The organism is Streptomyces sp. NPDC004838 (genome assembly GCF_053600955.1).
Genome location: NZ_JBSGAW010000013.1, coordinates 195,921 through 211,575, shown reverse-complemented (window position 1 = coordinate 211,575; position 15,655 = coordinate 195,921). Strand labels below are relative to the sequence as shown.

At 70.2% G+C, this 15,655-nt stretch carries 15 protein-coding genes; 7 read left to right on the top strand and 8 right to left on the bottom strand.

All coding sequences use genetic code 11. The features are described 5' to 3' along the window. Nucleotides 1–456 precede the first annotated feature (456 nt). On the bottom strand, nucleotides 457–1,287 hold the full coding sequence (locus ACWEFL_RS17590; RefSeq protein WP_451713018.1) for a hypothetical protein: 831 nt from the start codon (nucleotides 1,285–1,287) through the stop codon (nucleotides 457–459). A 185-nt stretch (nucleotides 1,288–1,472) separates the two neighbouring features. Between ACWEFL_RS17590 and ACWEFL_RS17585 the strand changes: the two genes are divergently transcribed. The 6 genes from ACWEFL_RS17585 (at nucleotide 1,473) to cseC (ending at nucleotide 7,324) form a co-directional block, all read left to right on the top strand. Continuing rightward, complete coding sequence (locus ACWEFL_RS17585; protein ID WP_451713015.1) at nucleotides 1,473–2,144, top strand: phosphatase PAP2 family protein; 672 nt, start codon at nucleotides 1,473–1,475, stop codon at nucleotides 2,142–2,144. Between the two features lie 188 nt (nucleotides 2,145–2,332). Then, nucleotides 2,333–3,265: an A/G-specific adenine glycosylase gene (locus ACWEFL_RS17580; RefSeq protein WP_451713012.1), complete on the top strand. Its 933-nt coding sequence runs from the start codon at nucleotides 2,333–2,335 to the stop codon at nucleotides 3,263–3,265. A gap of 530 nt (nucleotides 3,266–3,795) precedes the next feature. Continuing rightward, nucleotides 3,796–4,470 carry a SigE family RNA polymerase sigma factor gene (locus ACWEFL_RS17575; RefSeq protein ID WP_451713009.1) on the top strand — a complete coding sequence of 225 codons (675 nt, stop codon included), beginning with the start codon at nucleotides 3,796–3,798 and terminating at the stop codon, nucleotides 4,468–4,470. Continuing rightward, nucleotides 4,458–5,150, top strand: a complete 693-nt coding sequence (locus ACWEFL_RS17570) for a hypothetical protein (protein ID WP_451713008.1) — start codon at nucleotides 4,458–4,460, stop codon at nucleotides 5,148–5,150. The genes ACWEFL_RS17575 and ACWEFL_RS17570 overlap by 13 nt, the downstream gene beginning before the upstream one ends. 9 nt (nucleotides 5,151–5,159) lie before the next feature. Then, nucleotides 5,160–5,858, top strand: coding sequence for a two-component system response regulator CseB (gene cseB, locus ACWEFL_RS17565; protein WP_451713005.1), 699 nt, complete (start codon nucleotides 5,160–5,162; stop codon nucleotides 5,856–5,858). 146 nt (nucleotides 5,859–6,004) lie between these two features. Further along, nucleotides 6,005–7,324 (top strand): two-component system sensor histidine kinase CseC, encoded by a 1,320-nt coding sequence (cseC, locus tag ACWEFL_RS17560; RefSeq protein ID WP_451713061.1) that lies wholly within the window; start codon nucleotides 6,005–6,007, stop codon nucleotides 7,322–7,324. A 178-nt stretch (nucleotides 7,325–7,502) separates the two neighbouring features. Here the strand turns inward: cseC and ACWEFL_RS17555 are convergent, their stop codons facing one another. Beyond that, nucleotides 7,503–8,165, bottom strand: a complete 663-nt coding sequence (locus ACWEFL_RS17555) for a M23 family metallopeptidase (protein ID WP_451713003.1) — start codon at nucleotides 8,163–8,165, stop codon at nucleotides 7,503–7,505. A gap of 791 nt (nucleotides 8,166–8,956) precedes the next feature. After that, nucleotides 8,957–11,482, bottom strand: coding sequence for an ATP-dependent Clp protease ATP-binding subunit (locus ACWEFL_RS17550; RefSeq protein ID WP_451713001.1), 2,526 nt, complete (start codon nucleotides 11,480–11,482; stop codon nucleotides 8,957–8,959). A gap of 431 nt (nucleotides 11,483–11,913) precedes the next feature. Between ACWEFL_RS17550 and ACWEFL_RS17545 the strand changes: the two genes are divergently transcribed. Then, complete coding sequence (locus tag ACWEFL_RS17545) at nucleotides 11,914–12,618, top strand: SCO3374 family protein (RefSeq protein WP_451712999.1); 705 nt, start codon at nucleotides 11,914–11,916, stop codon at nucleotides 12,616–12,618. A 10-nt stretch (nucleotides 12,619–12,628) separates the two neighbouring features. On the opposite strand, the gene ACWEFL_RS17540 is transcribed toward ACWEFL_RS17545, so the two are convergent. The 5 genes from ACWEFL_RS17540 to ACWEFL_RS17520 form a co-directional block, all read right to left on the bottom strand. Further along, nucleotides 12,629–12,961, bottom strand: coding sequence for a histone-like nucleoid-structuring protein Lsr2 (locus ACWEFL_RS17540; RefSeq protein WP_451712996.1), 333 nt, complete (start codon nucleotides 12,959–12,961; stop codon nucleotides 12,629–12,631). A 178-nt stretch (nucleotides 12,962–13,139) separates the two neighbouring features. Further along, nucleotides 13,140–13,661, bottom strand: a complete 522-nt coding sequence (locus ACWEFL_RS17535; RefSeq protein ID WP_451712995.1) for an amino-acid N-acetyltransferase — start codon at nucleotides 13,659–13,661, stop codon at nucleotides 13,140–13,142. Between the two features lie 9 nt (nucleotides 13,662–13,670). Beyond that, complete coding sequence (locus ACWEFL_RS17530; RefSeq protein ID WP_451713058.1) at nucleotides 13,671–14,207, bottom strand: BlaI/MecI/CopY family transcriptional regulator; 537 nt, start codon at nucleotides 14,205–14,207, stop codon at nucleotides 13,671–13,673. A 190-nt stretch (nucleotides 14,208–14,397) separates the two neighbouring features. Then, nucleotides 14,398–14,571: a hypothetical protein gene (locus ACWEFL_RS17525; protein ID WP_451712992.1), complete on the bottom strand. Its 174-nt coding sequence runs from the start codon at nucleotides 14,569–14,571 to the stop codon at nucleotides 14,398–14,400. Nucleotides 14,572–14,743: 172 nt separating this feature from the next. Continuing rightward, complete coding sequence (locus ACWEFL_RS17520; protein ID WP_451713056.1) at nucleotides 14,744–15,352, bottom strand: hypothetical protein; 609 nt, start codon at nucleotides 15,350–15,352, stop codon at nucleotides 14,744–14,746. Nucleotides 15,353–15,655 lie beyond the last annotated feature (303 nt).

Sequence of the window (15,655 nt, the reverse complement as noted above, 5' to 3'; positions counted from 1 at the left end):
TCCTCATCCGCCAGAACCACCTCGACCGTCGGCCGACCCATACGCGCCATGAGCCCAGCCTACTTCTATAGCGAAATAAAGACTCAGGACACTAGAACGCCGGAACGCGTCCACAGCCGGCTCGGTGCCGTGCGCTTCCGTGCCGTTCGCTTCCGTGCGGTGCGCTTCCGTGCCGACGTCGTCGGCGCCGGTCGCGGGCGTCGCCCGGTGAGGGATCGGCAGCCGAGTTCGCCATGACCGCTCGCTTGGTGCGGCGGCAGGAGGGTCTGCCGGGCCGCGACGTGCGGTGCGGGCGGCGGCGGTGCGTGACGTCGGGAAGGCGACGTCGGCGTTCGCCTGACAGTTCAGCCGTCAGCTCAGGTTTCAGCGTTCGGCGTTCAGCCCGAGAGAGAGCGCCGGAATGCCGTACGGCAGGAGGGCACCCTGCGGCGACGCCCGCTCAGCCGCGGCCGGGGTTCAGTCCTTGTCCAGCCGGAACGACGTGGGCAGAACGGTCGAGCCCGGGAAGCTCGCCTCCACCAGATACGTACCCGCCGCCACCGCCCCTGCGGGCGGTGTCGCGCACTGCGGCTCGCTCTGCTTGCGGTCCCACTGCACGGTGTGCGTGATCGTCGACTTGGCCGGAACCTTCAGCAGCAGGCTCCCCGGTCCGCTCGGGCAGTCGTCGGAGGCCCACACCTCCTCGTCATCGGCGTTGATGATCATGAAGACCGCCGCCTTGGGGCCGAAGTCCGCCTTGCACGTCGTCGCCGACGTGTTGGAGGCTTTCAGCCGGAACGACGGCCTCTCCCCCGGCTTGTACGCGACCTTGGCGCTGCTCAGTCCCAACTTCAGGGAGCCCGGAGCGCAGTTGGGCAGATTCGAACCGGCCGCGACCCGCTCGCCGGCCGAACCGCCCGCGCCCGCCCCGCCGTCACCGGAGCCGCCCGCACCGTGGCCACCGCCGGATCCCTGGCCTCCGTTGCCGGCCGCTCCGCCCGTGCCCGTATCACCGCCGCCGGAACCGCCGCTGCCCGAACCGCCGTTGTCGCTGCCGGTGCCGCCGTCCTCGCGTCCGCCCGGCTGCCCGCTGATCGCGGAGCCCGACGGAGAGGGGCCCGGCGTGATCGAAGAGGCGGGCGCGCCACTGCCGTTGGCCTTGTCGTCGCTCCCTCCACCTCCCCCGCCGCGGCTGAGCGCCCAGATGGCCAGGACCACGAGGAGCGCGATCAGGGACAGCGCGACTGCCCTCCGTCGCCAGTAGATGGAGGAGGGGAGCGGCCCGATCGGATTGCGCAGAGATCCCACGCGTCAAACTCTACGAGAGAACGCGGCCAACTCCTGTCCCACCCGCCGCCTACTTCGCAAGTTCTACCGATCATCATCACGGCTCGGCGATCGACATACCGTCCGAACCCCCTACTTTCGTCGGGGATAGCCCCGTTCCATCGCCATGGGTGACCGACGCGGCCCACCGGGTACGGTCCGTGACCATGGACAGCAGCATCACGAGCGGGCTCTACCGCGACATCACCGACTTCGCCCACCGCACACCCACCTGGTTTCAGCATCTCGCCGAACTCTGGACCGAGGCGGGTCTTCTGCTCTTCGGGGTACTCTTCGTCGTCGCCTGGTGGCGGGCGCGCGGCGGGAGTTCGCGCGCGATAGCCGTCGCGGTGCTCGCCCCGCTGTCGACGGCGACCGGATATGTCGTCAGCGAGTCGCTCAAGACCGTCTTCGACGAGGAACGCCCCTGCCGTACGGTCACGGACGCGGCGGCGTCCCTGGTGTCGTGTCCCCCGACCGGCGACTGGTCCTTTCCGAGCAATCACGCCTCGATCGCCGGAGCCGCGGCGGTGGCCCTCGCGATGGCCTGGCCGAGGATCGCCCTGCTGACCGTGCCGATGGCGGTGCTGATGGCGTTCTCCCGCGTCTTCGTCGGGGTCCACTATCCGCACGATGTGATCGTGGGCCTGGTCCTCGGCGGGGTGGTCGCGGCGGCCTTCACGACGGTGATGGTCCGGCCGGCGACATCGCTGTTCACGACGTTGCGGACGAGCCGTACGGGCGTGGTGCTCTGGTTCGCCGGTCCGGGACGGGGGCCGGGAGCCCCGGATGACGCGCGGATGTCCGGGAAGCGCCACGCGGGGGCGGGGAGGCGCTGAACCCCTGATGAGGGGCCCGACGAGGGCCCGCGAGAAGCCGGGCGGCGGGCGGAGAGGCTCCGGGGCGGCAGGGGCGCGGCCGTGACGCGTGCACTGCGCCAGACGGCCGGATGCCCTTCCGCCGCTTAGCCCATGGCCCGGAGCGGGTGCGCCAACCGCTCCTGTGGACGTGCCAGGATCACAGAGCCATGACTACTGAGACCACGACAGAATCCGCCAGTGAGCCGGCCGCGGGCCTCACCGCCGCCGACGCCGTGTCCCTCCACACCCCTGTCATCGCCTGGTTCGACGAGCACGCCCGCGATCTGCCCTGGCGACGTCCCGAGGCGGGCGCGTGGGGTGTGATGGTCAGCGAGTTCATGCTGCAGCAGACCCCCGTCAGCCGGGTGCTCCCCGTCTACGAGCACTGGCTCGCCCGCTGGCCCCGTCCCGCCGATCTCGCGACCGAGGCGGCGGGCGAGGCCGTCCGCGCCTGGGGGCGGCTCGGCTATCCACGCCGTGCCCTGCGCCTGCACGGAGCCGCGCAGGCGATAGCGGAGCGGCACGGCGGCGATGTGCCGAGCGATCACGCGCAGCTGCTCGCGCTGCCCGGGATCGGCGAGTACACGGCCGCGGCGGTGGCCTCCTTCGCGTACGGACAGCGGCATGCCGTGCTCGACACCAATGTGCGGCGGGTCTTCGCGCGCGCGGCGACGGGCATCCAGTACCCGCCGACGGCGACGACGGCCGCCGAGCGGAAGCTGGCGCGGGCCCTGCTGCCCGAGGAGGACGAGACCGCGGCCCGCTGGGCGGCGGCCTCCATGGAGCTGGGCGCTCTGGTGTGCACGGCGCGCAACGAGGACTGCGGACGCTGCCCCATCGCCGCCCAGTGCGCCTGGCGGCTGGCCGGGAAACCCGCACACGAGGGCGCGGCCCGCCGCGGCCAGACCTACGCGGGCACCGACCGGCAGGTGCGCGGCAAGCTCCTCGCCGTACTGCGGGAGGCCGAGGATCCGGTGCCGCAGTCGGCGCTGGACGCGGTCTGGCACGAGCCGGTGCAGCGGGCACGGTCGCTGGACGGGCTGGTCGCCGACGGGCTCGTGGAACCGCTGGCGGGCGGGATGTACCGGCTCCCCGGCTGATCCCGGCCCGCCGGCCGCGCGTCCCGCACCCGCCCGGCTTCTCGCCGCGCGTCCCGCACCCGCCCGGCTTCTCGTCTCGAGTCCCGCACCCGCCCGGCTTCTCGCCGCGCGTACCCGCACCGGCCCGCCCGCCTTCCACTCCTCACCCGCCCGGCCTCCTGGTCCCGCCCGTCCGGCTTCTCCTCCCCGGCCACCTGCTTCTCCCGGCCCCCTGCCCCTGCCCGCCATGCCCGCCCGACCCGCCCACCACATCCGTCGAACGGTCCGCGATACGCCCCGCCGCACCTGCGGCGACCTGCGGTGACCTCCCCTGCCCCACCGTGACTCCATCTGGTCGGCGCGATCTTCTACCCACCCACCACCACCCCTGAAACGCTCGCTGTTACACAACCGATGGATGGCCGTGCGTCCGCTGATGGCTGTGCTGTACAGGCTCGTGACAACCGCTCCGTAACTTCTGAGACGTACCAGGAGGGCGAGCGAACCACGCCCACCGGAACACGGTCTGACACGGGGTGGAGGCGGTTGGCATGGCGCACGGCGAGGTGCTTGAGTTCGAGGAGTACGTACGCACCAGGCAGGAGGCCCTGCTACGCAGCGCCCGGCGGCTCGTGCCCGACCCACTCGACGCCCAGGACCTGCTACAGACCGCACTCGTCCGTACGTACGGCCGCTGGGACGGCATCGCCGACAAGTCGCTCGCCGACGCCTATCTGCGCCGTGTGATGATCAACACGCGTACGGAGTGGTGGCGTGCCCGCAGACTCGAAGAGGTTCCCACCGAGCAGTTGCCCGACGCGTCCATCGACGACGGCAGCGACCAGCGCGCGGACCGCGCCCTGCTGATGGATGCCCTGAAGGTGCTGGCTCCCAAGCAGCGCAGTGTCGTGGTACTGCGGCACTGGGAGCAGATGAGCACCGAGGAGACCGCTGCCGCGCTGGGCATGTCGACCGGTACGGTGAAGAGCACGCTGCACCGGGCCCTCGCCCGGCTCCGTCAGGAGTTGGAGAGCCGGGCCGCGGACCACCGCGACCAGGAGGGCCGGGAGAGCCGGGAAGACCAGGCGCGCCGGGACCGGGAGAACCGGGATTCGGAGCGCCGGGCGCCCGGCGTGCGCGTCGCTCCCGTGCGGGGCGGGATCCGGCGGCGGCGACGGCCACACGGCAGGCAGGACGGACGGGGGCAGGAGCGGTGCGCGGCCTGAGAGACAGACGCGGCAGGGTGACGATGGCGGCGGGCACGACGGCGATTGCCGGGCTCGCCGTCGTCGGGCTGTTCACCGCCGCCTGTTCCGCGGGCGGCACGGGGGTGCAGGACGAGGGCTCGGCCGCGGCCCAGGACAGCGCCAAGGGGGGCGGCGCCCCGTCCCCGGCCTCGCCCAGCGACGGCTCCACGGCCTTCGGCAGGGAGATCGACCCGGTACAGCTGATCAAGAACGACCCCCAGGTCAGCAAGGACATCAAAGACCAGCTCAAGCCCTGCGGCGGCGCCGAGTACCCGGTGGACACCTCGTACGGAAACATGACCGGGGGGACCTCGCCCGATATTGTGATCAACGTCCTGAGCTGCGGAGACGCGGTCGGCCTCGGGACGTATGTGTACCGGATGACCGGGCAGACGTACGAGACCGTCTTCGTCTCCGAGGAGCCCGCCGTCGTCTCCGAGATCGACCGGGGCGATCTGGTCGTCACCAAACAGGTGTGGGACAAAGGGGGCTCGGTCGACGAGCCGTCCGGCGAGGAAGTGACCACCTACCACTGGTCGAACGGCAAGTTCGTACGGTTGCACTGGGTACGCAACGAGTACCGGGGTTCCGTGGCCGACGGCGGAGGCGGCTTCCTCCAGCCCGAGCCTCTCGTCCCCGCCCCGACGACGAAGGACTGAGAGCACCGGATGGCCGAGACGCATGTCCTGTTCGTCGAGGACGACGATGTCATCCGGGAGGCGACCCAGCTGGCACTGGAGCGCCAGGGCTTCATGGTCACCGCGATGCCGGACGGGCTGCTGGGCCTGGAGGCGTTCCGCGCGAACCGCCCGGACATCGCCCTGCTCGATGTGATGGTGCCGGGACTCGACGGAGTGAGCCTGTGCCGGCGCATCCGGGACGAGTCGGCCGTTCCCGTGATCATGCTCTCGGCACGCGCCGACTCGATCGATGTGGTTCTGGGGCTGGAGGCGGGGGCCGACGACTACGTCACCAAGCCCTTCGACGGCGCGGTGCTCGTGGCCCGTATCCGCGCGGTGCTCCGCCGCTTCGGCCACGCGGGCGGCGGCGAATCCGGGGAGCGGGGGCAGGGTGCGGACGGCGCTCTCCTGACCTTCGGCGATCTGGAGGTCGACACGGAGGGCATGGAGGTCCGCAAGGGGGGCAGCCCGGTGGCGCTGACGCCCACGGAGATGCGGCTGCTGCTGGAGTTCTCGTCCGCTCCCGGCACCGTGCTCTCGCGGGACAAGCTGCTGGAACGGGTCTGGGACTACGGCTGGGGCGGGGACACGCGGGTCGTGGACGTCCATGTCCAGCGGCTGCGCGCCAAGATCGGCCAGGACCGGATCGAGACGGTCCGCGGCTTCGGTTACAAGCTCAGGGCATGAGGCCGAACCGGCCCGGGGAGATGAAGCGGCCCAGGGACACGAACCGGCCCACGGGCATGAGCCGGCCCGCAGGCATGAATCAGTCCGCAGGCATGAATCAGTCCACCCGCATGAACCGGTTCCCGGTCGTGAAGCGTCCTCAGGGCATGAAGCGGTTCGTCGTGCGCACGGGCGTCCGGTGGAAGATCAGCATCGCCATCGCGGTCGTCGGCGCGCTCATCGCCATAGCGCTGAGCCTTGTCGTGCACAACGCGGCCCAGGTGTCGATGCTCGACAACGCCCGCGACGTCCAGATGGATCGTGTCGCGCTCGCGCAGCGCTGGTACGAGACGTCGAAGAACAAAGACCCCCGCTTCAACACCAAGATCAACGACCCGGCGCTGCCGAAAGAGCTTCAGGAGCTGATGAAGGAGAAGCGGCGCGGCTCCTTCGTCCAGGACAACCACAGCGGCCCGCCCGAGATCTGGGCCGCCGTGCCGCTGGCCAACGGGGACGTGCTCTCGCTGCACTCCGAGTTCGCGGGGCGGAGCGCCACCATCCTCGATGATCTCGACCGGGCGCTGATCATCGGCTCGGTGTCGGTGGTCTTCGGCGGCTGCGCCCTCGGTGTGCTGATCGGCGGGCAGCTCTCGCGCAGGCTGCGCAAGGCCGCCGCTGCCGCCACCATGGTCGCGGAGGGCAATACGGAGGTACGCGTCCGGGACGCGATCGGCGGGGTCGTACGCGATGAGACGAACGATCTCGCCCGTGCGGTGGACGCGCTCACCGATGCGCTGAACGAGCGCATCCAGGCCGAGCGCCGTGTCACGGCGGATATCGCGCACGAGCTGCGCACCCCGGTGACCGGCCTGCTCACGGCCGCCGAGCTGCTGCCGGCCGGCCGGCCGTCGGAGCTGGTACGGGACCGGGCGCAGGCCCTGCGGACGCTGGTCGAGGACGTGCTGGAGGTGGCCAGGCTGGACAGCGCGTCGGAGCGGGCCGAACTGCAGGACGTGGCCCTCGGCGAGTTCGTCACCCGCCGGATCGCGGCGCTCAACCCCGAGGTGGCGGTGCAGGTCGTGCACGAGTCATGGGTGAGCACCGACCCCCGGCGGCTCGAACGCATTCTTCTCAATCTGCTGACCAACGCGGGCAAGTACGGCCGGCCGCCGTTCCAGGTCACGGTCGAGGGCCGGGTGGTCCGGGTGCGCGACCACGGTCCCGGCTTCCCGGACGCCCTGCTGCGGGACGGTCCGAGCCGCTTCCGTACGGGCGCGAGCGACCGCGCGGGCACGGGTCACGGCCTCGGTCTGACGATCGCGGCGGGCCAGGCCCGCGTCCTCGGCGCGCGGCTCACCTTCCGCAATGCCGCGCCGGAGGGCTCCGCGCCGCTCGGCGAGTCCGGGGGCGCGATCGCGGTCCTCTGGCTGCCGGAGCACGCTCCGACGAGCACGGGCAGCTTCCCGGCGCTGCCGCAGGACCGCTGAGGCGACGGCCGGGCCCGCCCCGCCGCCGTCGGCCCTGTCCGGCCCTGTCCGGCCCTGCCCGGCCGTCGCCCCAGCTGCGGCACGCGGCACTCAGCACTCAGCACGCGGCACGCGGCACTGACAACGGCCCCCGGTGGTGTGCGGGCACACCGGGGGCCGTGGTTCAGGGGAGTCCGCGTCAGACGGTGACGCCGACGGAACGCAGGAAGCTGACCGGGTTGATCGCGCTGCCGTAGTTCGGGGTCGTACGGATCTCGAAGTGCAGGTGCGGACCGCTGGAGTTGCCGGTGTTGCCGGAGAGGGCGATCTGCTGGCCCGCCTTGACCGTCTGGCCGGGCACGACGTGGACGCTGGAGAGGTGGGCGTACTGCGAGTACTTGCCGTTGTTGTGCTTGACGACCACGGCGTTGCCGTACGCGGGGCCGTCGCCGGCGCCGTTCGGGCCGGCCTTCACCACGGTGCCCGCGCCCACGGACTTGACCGGAGTGCCGGTGGGGACGGCGAAGTCCTGGCCGGAGTGCTTGCTGGCCCACATGCTGCCGCCCTTGCCGTAGGTGGCGCTCAGGGCGTACGAGCTGACCGGCTTCGTCCAGGCGGACGTGGCCTTCTCCGCGGCGACGGGCTTCGCGGCGGCCTTGGCCTGCGACTGGGCGCTCGACTGCGCGGCGACGACCTTCGCCGGGCTCGTCGACGGGGTGGCCGCCGCCGTGGACGCACCGGCCCCTGCGGCGAACGCGGCCCCGGTTCCGAGCATGGCCGTTGCTCCCAGGCCGGCCGCGAGGACGGCGGCACGGTTACGGAGAACGTTCGGAAGGGGACGACGGAAAGTGACGCGCGACATATGCGAAAAGCCTCCGGGCACATGGGGGCCCGACACAGGAATTGCGCCGGGGTGTGTTGGCCATCCCTTGGTAACCGAAGCAGTCACTTCGCCTCAAATGCCTCAACTACGACATTACGTCGTAGCCGGAGCGCTGAGAATTCAACCCTTGACACCTTTTGACCATGAAAGAGCGACTTGCGGGAGACTTGCCGCATTTTCTCTCCGGAAACGGGTTTAGCCCCATGTGCGCGTCGCGTGGGGACCCGCCAAGGCCCGGCTCCGGGCCCGGATCCGCACCCGCCGCCACCCGCGGGGACCAAGGTCCCGGCGAGGCCCCCGCCGAAAGACTCCGCGAAAGCCAGAATGACGCTCCTAATCCCGCTAGTAGGGCCGGTTGGGCCTGTGTGCCTTGTCACGGTTTCGGAAAGCCGAATGTGGTCCACGCCACTGCTTTCGGGCCGGGCGACGGGGGTGAGCCCCACAGAACTGCTCTTCGACACGGCCGATGGCCGTCCATGGCGGCAGACGGGACACCGGCGTGCTTCTCGGCCCGAGGCATGACCTGACCTGCGCATACGCGGCGAGGTAGAGCAGCGGCCGGGAGGAGGTCTCCCACCGCGTCCCCCGGCCGGCGTCCGGCCGGGCCCTCGTCCCCGTGGACGGGCCCGACGAACTCCCCCGGCCCCGTACCGGCCCCGTCCCGGTCCCGGAACAGCGCGGGAAAAGGGGCTGCCCCGGCCCGTACGTCTCCGTACGGCCGGGGCAGCCCCTCAGCTGTGGCGCGCTGTGGCGCGCGCGCCCGTGCGGGCTTACGCCTCCTTGGACAGGTTCGGCCCGGCGCCGCCCGCCGCCTGCTCGATCGGCGGGACGTCCGGCAGCGCGGACTTCTCCTCGCCGCGGAAGGTGAACTTCTTCTCCTCACCCTCGCCCTCGGTGTCGACGACCACGATGTGACCGGGGCGCAGCTCGCCGAAGAGGATCTTCTCCGACAGGACGTCCTCGATCTCGCGCTGGATGGTCCGGCGCAGCGGCCGGGCGCCCAGCACCGGGTCGTAGCCCCTCTTCGCGAGGAGCGCCTTGGCCGTGGGGCTCAGCTCCAGGCCCATGTCGCGGTCCTTGAGCCGCTCGTCCACCTTGGCGACCATGAGGTCGACGATCTGGATGATGTCGTCCTCGGTGAGCTGGTGGAAGACGACGGTGTCGTCGACACGGTTCAGGAACTCGGGCCGGAAGTGCTGCTTCAGCTCTTCGTTGACCTTGACCTTCATCCGGTCGTAGTTCGACTTGACGTCGCCCTGCGCCGCGAAGCCCAGGTTGAATCCCTTGGAGATGTCCCGGGTCCCGAGGTTGGTCGTCATGATGATGACCGTGTTCTTGAAGTCCACGACCCGGCCCTGGGAGTCGGTCAGGCGACCGTCCTCCAGGATCTGGAGCAGGGAATTGAAGATATCGGGGTGGGCCTTCTCGACCTCGTCGAAGAGGACGACGGAGAACGGCTTCCGGCGCACCTTCTCGGTGAGCTGGCCGCCCTCTTCGTATCCCACGTATCCGGGCGGGGAACCGAAGAGCCGGGAAACCGTGTGCTTCTCGCTGAACTCCGACATGTCGAGGGAGATCAGCGCGTCCTCGTCGCCGAAGAGGAATTCGGCGAGCGTCTTGGACAGCTCGGTCTTACCGACGCCGGACGGGCCGGCGAAGATGAACGAGCCACCGGGGCGCTTCGGGTCCTTCAGGCCGGCGCGCGTACGGCGAATGGCCTGGGAGAGCGCCTTGATGGCGTCCTTCTGGCCGATGACGCGCTTGTGCAGCTCGTCTTCCATACGCAGCAGCCGGGAGGACTCCTCCTCGGTGAGCTTGAAGACGGGAATGCCGGTCGCCGTGGCGAGGACTTCGGCGATCAGCTCGCCGTCGACCTCGGCGACGACGTCCATGTCGCCGGCCTTCCATTCCTTCTCGCGCTTGGCCTTCGCGGCGAGGAGCTGCTTCTCCTTGTCGCGGTCCGAGGCCGCCTTCTCGAAGTCCTGGGAGTCGATCGCCGACTCCTTGTCGCGGCGCACGCTCGCGATCTTCTCGTCGAACTCGCGGAGGTCCGGCGGTGCGGTCATCCGGCGGATGCGCATCCGGGAGCCGGCCTCGTCGATCAGGTCGATCGCCTTGTCCGGGAGGAAGCGGTCCGAGATGTACCTGTCCGCCAGGGTCGCGGCCTGGACGAGGGCCTCGTCCGTGATGGAGACCCGGTGGTGGGCCTCGTACCGGTCGCGCAGCCCCTTGAGGATCTCGATGGTGTGCGGGAGCGAGGGCTCGGCGACCTGGATGGGCTGGAAACGGCGCTCCAGGGCCGCGTCCTTCTCCAGGTGCTTGCGGTACTCGTCCAGCGTGGTCGCACCGATGGTCTGCAGCTCACCGCGGGCGAGCATCGGCTTGAGGATGCTGGCCGCGTCGATCGCGCCCTCGGCAGCGCCCGCGCCGACGAGCGTGTGCAGCTCGTCGATGAACAGGATGATGTCGCCGCGGGTGCGGATCTCCTTGAGGACCTTCTTCAGGCGCTCCTCGAAGTCACCGCGGTAGCGGGAGCCCGCGACCAGTGCGCCGAGGTCGAGGGTGTAGAGGTGCTTGTCCTTGAGGGTCTCGGGCACCTCGCCCTTGACGATGGCCTGCGCCAGGCCCTCGACGACCGCCGTCTTGCCGACGCCGGGCTCGCCGATGAGCACGGGGTTGTTCTTGGTACGGCGGGACAGCACCTGCATGACCCGCTCGATCTCCTTCTCGCGCCCGATGACCGGGTCGAGCTTGGACTCACGGGCTGCCTGGGTGAGATTCCGGCCGAACTGGTCCAGAACGAGCGAGGTCGAGGGCGTGCCCTCGGCGGGGCCGCCGGCGGTGGCGGCCTCCTTGCCCTGGTAGCCGGAGAGCAGCTGGATGACCTGCTGCCGCACCCGGTTCAGATCGGCGCCCAGCTTCACGAGGACCTGGGCGGCGACGCCCTCGCCCTCGCGGATCAGGCCGAGCAGGATGTGCTCCGTGCCGATGTAGTTGTGCCCAAGCTGAAGGGCCTCGCGGAGCGACAGCTCCAGGACCTTCTTGGCACGGGGAGTGAAGGGGATGTGCCCGGACGGGGCCTGCTGGCCCTGGCCGATGATCTCCTCCACCTGCTGGCGGACCGCCTCGAGCGAAATCCCGAGGCTCTCCAGGGCCTTAGCGGCGACACCCTCACCCTCGTGGATAAGGCCCAGGAGGATGTGCTCGGTGCCGATGTAGTTGTGGTTGAGCATCCGGGCTTCTTCCTGAGCCAGGACGACAACCCGCCGCGCGCGGTCGGTGAACCTCTCGAACATCGTTAATCGCTCCTCAGAGCGGTCAGGCAGTAAGGGGTCGGTCCCCTCCCTGTCCTTCCGCAGCTTAGTCCCGCAAGCGGGGACCGCTCATTCCAACTGCCGACACCCGTCTGTGGCCTCCTGAGCCTTGAACGCCGACAACTGCTCAAACCCGATGGTGCGAGACGATGTTCCCGCAGGCCAAGCAGTTACTCGCGCCTTCTGTACGCCGATGGCGAACGCGAGACCTCCTTGCGAGCGTGTCGCCCCTCCTCACTAGGAATGTCTTACCCGTAAGGACTGACAGTCCATGCGGCGCGCACTGGTTCCCTCAGCTACGGGCGAACAAGGTTGCGCGCTCGAACGCACCCGAACGCGCAGAATCAGGACACCCTCCGAAATCAACCTTCCACCCGGCGTAACTCCTCGGACAGGTCGGGAGTTCCCGGAGTATGGCCACCGCCGCCCCTCCCCCGCGTACGCCCTCCGCGGGCCGTGGGGGCTCCTCCGGGTCCCTCGCGCGGTGGTACCGGGCGGCGCTCGGCTGGGCGGTCGCGGAGGCCCCGCAGGCGGGGGTGGAGGGTTCGCGAGCGGTGCCGGAGGATTCCCGGGCGGTACCGGAGGATTCCCGGGCGGCCGTGCGGTCGCCCGCTCCGCCGGTGCGGTTGCTCACCGGGCTGCGCTTCGACGTACTGGAGCTGCCCGCCGACGCCGGGGCGGCCGTACTGCGCCGTTCGGCGCGTACCGGGCCCGTCGCCCTGGAGGGGGACCGGATGCGGCTGCTGGTGGCCGCGGGGAGCGCGGAAGAGCTGCCGGGACTGCTCGACTGGCTGGAGTGGAGCGGGATCGCCCTGGGGCTGACCGCCCTCGGCGCGGGAGGGCGGATGACCGCTCCCGTCCCGCCGGGATGGCCCGGCTCTCGGGGGGCCGCCGTATGGCTGCGGCCCCCCGTGCCGGGGCGTGAGGTGGAGCCGACGCTTCCGGTCCTGGCCCCGTTCGGGCCCGGCACGGGAGCGGACCGGGCCTGCGGCCCCGATCTGGTGCGGCTCCTGGACACGGCGGCGACGGAATGCCACCGGGCCCGATTGCTGCGTACGAATACCCGTGCGAACCAGTACCGATACACAGCCGGTGAATACTCGGCCGACGCCGATTAAGAGCGGCTGATCAGGCGTTGGCCTTCTCGTACGCCTCGCGGACCGTGGCGGGGACGCGCCCGCGGTCGTTGACCTCGTAACCGTTGGCCTTGGCCCAGGCGCGGACTTCCGCGGTGTTCTTGTTGTCGCTCGCCGCACGGCCCTTGCCGCGGCCCGCGGCGGCACGGCCACCGGTACGCCGGCCACTCTTGGCGTACGGCTCCAGCAGCCCGCGGAGCTTGTCCGCATTGGCGGTGGTGAGGTCGATCTCGTACGTCTTGCCGTCCAGCGCGAACGTGACGGTCTCGTCCGCCTCGCCGCCGTCGAGGTCATCGACAAGAAGGACCTGAACCTTCTGTGCCACCGGATTTCCTTTCATCGAAAATGCAGTACGCGGAAAGGAAACCGCTTTTCCCTGGAAAACACAAACCCTTGGGAGAGGTTCAGAACCTCAAGAAGACGGGAAACGTGCGCGATTCGGACATAGGGTTCCCGGTCCCGGTTCGCGTCCAGGTACAACACTAGTCGCAGGCCCAAGGCGATCACAGGTGCAGAAGCATCCGGCTGTTGCCCAGGGTGTTCGGCTTCACGCGTTCGAGTCCGAGGAACTCGGCGACGCCCTCGTCATAGGAACGCAGCAGCTCGGAGTACACATCTGTGTCCACCGGAGTCTCACCGATCTCGACGAAGCCGTGCTTGCCGAAGAAGTCCACTTCGAAGGTGAGACAGAAAACCTTGCGAACCCCGAGCCAACGTGCTGTGTGCAACAGCTTGTCGAGCAGCTGGTGTCCGATGCCGGAGCCCTTGAAGAGAGGATCGACGGCGAGAGTGCGCACTTCCGCGAGGTCTTCCCACATCACGTGCAAGGCACCGCAACCGACGACCGTACCGTCTTCGTCGCGTTCGGCGACCCAGAACTCCTGGATGGCTTCGTAAAGAGTGACGGTCGCTTTGTCGAGCAGGATGCCATCACTCACGTACGGATCGACGAGTCGGCGGACCGAGGCGACATCGTTGGTCCTGGCACGCCGGACGGTGATGGCATTTGCTGCGGGATAAGGCATGGACCGACGCTATCGCTCCGTCGGCGCGGGACGGTCGGCGGCCTCGTCACCCTGAACCGGGCTCTGGGCATCGCGGTGAACTCTGTCCTGAACAGGGCCCTCGGCATCGTCCGGAACAGCACCCTGAACGGCGTCCTGAACCGGCTCTTGAACACCGTCGTGAACGGTCTCGTCGCGTGCCGACTCATCCCGGCCGCCGTGAACTGCGCCGGTCTGCGAGACATCCGCCTCGACGATTCGGACCGCGGCTTGGAGAGCTTCCCGCTGCTCCGACGACATCATCCCGAAGAAGGCGACCAGGGCGGCGGCGGCGTTGTCGCTCTTGGACCACGCGTCGTTCATCAGCGCGGCCGAGTAGGCGGCGCGGGTGGAGACCGCCGTATATCGATAGGCGCGGCCCTCTACTTCCCTGCGCACCCAGCCCTTCTGATGGAGATTGTCCATTACCGTCATGACGGTCGTGTACGCGATGGAGCGGTCCTGTTGAAGGTCTTCCAGGACTTCCCGGACGGTTACCGGCCGGTTCCATTGCCAGACGCGTGTCATGACGGCGTCTTCGAGATCTCCCAATTGGCGCGGCACATTCTCACCATAGTGGGATGACTTGGAATAATCGGTAATGACGTAACAAAAAGGACGCATAGGCGAACCTAGGTCTCGACCGTAGGTCTGCCGTGCGTCCTGCCATGCGTCCTGCCGTGCTCCGAGGGCGCGTGAGCGCCGGGGCGCGGGGGCGTCAGTCGGCCCTGGGGGCCTGGCGCGCCGCTTCCGCGCGGGCGATCGCCGCGTCGACGATCGCGTCCTCCTTGGCCTTGTTCGGGCCGCCCTGGCTCCGGACGATCGTCACGATCACGACGGTGAAGAACACGGCCATCACCACGGGGGGCACGAGCGCGGATACGTAGTCCATGGCTGTCAGGGTAGCCAAGGGCTCTCCCGCGATCGGCGGCGGGCGCGCGTGGCGCAGTCACGGGGGCGCCTCGGCATGGCAGGCCGGGACCTCGGCCTGGCGGGCCGGACCCTCGGACCGGCCCCTCGGACCGACGGGCCGGGACGTACGCCCTCGACGCGCGGGGGCGGGCTCAGCCCGCGGCGAGACGCTCCGGCGGAGGCGTGGGCTTGCGGCGCGGCGGGAAGACCTCCGACGGCTTGGGGACGGGCCGCTCGCCGGGCGCGGAGGGCCTCGTCTGCGGCTTCGGCCGGGGCCGCGGCTCGGGCTCGGGCTTCGGCCGCCGCTCGTCCGCGGCGCGACCGCCGGGCAGCGCGAGGAGGCGGGTGCGCGGGGCCGGGGGCGCCGCGGCGTCGGCCGCCGGGCTCGGGCCGCCCGCGAGCCGGGCGCGCACCGACCGTTCGGCGAGCACCTGACAGCGCTCCAGGACGGCCGCGCCGACCGGGTTGCCCCGCAGGGTGCGCAGCGCCGCCAGGTCCTGCGGCCCGGGGTCGTACCCCGCGGCCAGAGCGTCCTGGAGCAGCTCCAGGAAGCCCGCTGCCGCGCCGGGGAGCGCGGCGCGGTAGCGGGCGAGATCGGCGAGCAGGAAGGCGCGCAGCCGTCCGGCCTCGCGCGCGGCCTCGTCCACGGAATCTGCCAGCCGCAGACAGTCCTGGACGTCCTCGTCGGCGAGAGGGGCGGGATGGAGGGCAACGGCGAGGGCGCGTCGGAGCACACGCAGCTCGTCTGCGCTGAAGGCCATGCCGCCGCGGGATCCGTATGGCGTGGGCATGGCTTAACGATACGTCCAAATTGGACAAAATCGTCTTAATTGCACTTTTTGGGCGCGCCGTGGGCCGAAGAAGCAGGCCGGAGAGGCCGGCCGGATCCGGCCGGACCGGCGCGTACGGCCCGCGTACGGCCGGAGTCACGGGGCGTTCCGGGCCGTCCGCCGGTGCCGGGGAGGCCGAGATGGCCCGATCGCGCCTGCCGCGAGCCGGCTCCGCTCGGGGTTCCGGCGGAATCCCGCCGCTCCGGTCGGCCGGAAGCACGCACGGGCCCCGCC

What these genes read in the sequence shown, in the direction of transcription:
- ACWEFL_RS17585 (WP_451713015.1), top strand. Translation starts at nt 1,473, where the DNA reads ATGGACAGCAGCATCACGAGCGGGCTCTACCGCGACATCACCGACTTC.
- ACWEFL_RS17580 (WP_451713012.1), top strand. Translation starts at nt 2,333, where the DNA reads ATGACTACTGAGACCACGACAGAATCCGCCAGTGAGCCGGCCGCGGGC.
- ACWEFL_RS17575 (WP_451713009.1), top strand. Translation starts at nt 3,796, where the DNA reads ATGGCGCACGGCGAGGTGCTTGAGTTCGAGGAGTACGTACGCACCAGG.
- cseB (WP_451713005.1), top strand. Translation starts at nt 5,160, where the DNA reads ATGGCCGAGACGCATGTCCTGTTCGTCGAGGACGACGATGTCATCCGG.
- cseC (WP_451713061.1), top strand. Translation starts at nt 6,005, where the DNA reads ATGAAGCGGTTCGTCGTGCGCACGGGCGTCCGGTGGAAGATCAGCATC.
- ACWEFL_RS17555 (WP_451713003.1), bottom strand. Translation starts at nt 8,165, where the DNA reads ATGTCGCGCGTCACTTTCCGTCGTCCCCTTCCGAACGTTCTCCGTAAC.
- ACWEFL_RS17550 (WP_451713001.1), bottom strand. Translation starts at nt 11,482, where the DNA reads ATGTTCGAGAGGTTCACCGACCGCGCGCGGCGGGTTGTCGTCCTGGCT.
- ACWEFL_RS17545 (WP_451712999.1), top strand. Translation starts at nt 11,914, where the DNA reads ATGGCCACCGCCGCCCCTCCCCCGCGTACGCCCTCCGCGGGCCGTGGG.
- ACWEFL_RS17535 (WP_451712995.1), bottom strand. Translation starts at nt 13,661, where the DNA reads ATGCCTTATCCCGCAGCAAATGCCATCACCGTCCGGCGTGCCAGGACC.
- ACWEFL_RS17530 (WP_451713058.1), bottom strand. Translation starts at nt 14,207, where the DNA reads ATGACACGCGTCTGGCAATGGAACCGGCCGGTAACCGTCCGGGAAGTC.
- ACWEFL_RS17525 (WP_451712992.1), bottom strand. Translation starts at nt 14,571, where the DNA reads ATGGACTACGTATCCGCGCTCGTGCCCCCCGTGGTGATGGCCGTGTTC.
- ACWEFL_RS17520 (WP_451713056.1), bottom strand. Translation starts at nt 15,352, where the DNA reads ATGGCCTTCAGCGCAGACGAGCTGCGTGTGCTCCGACGCGCCCTCGCC.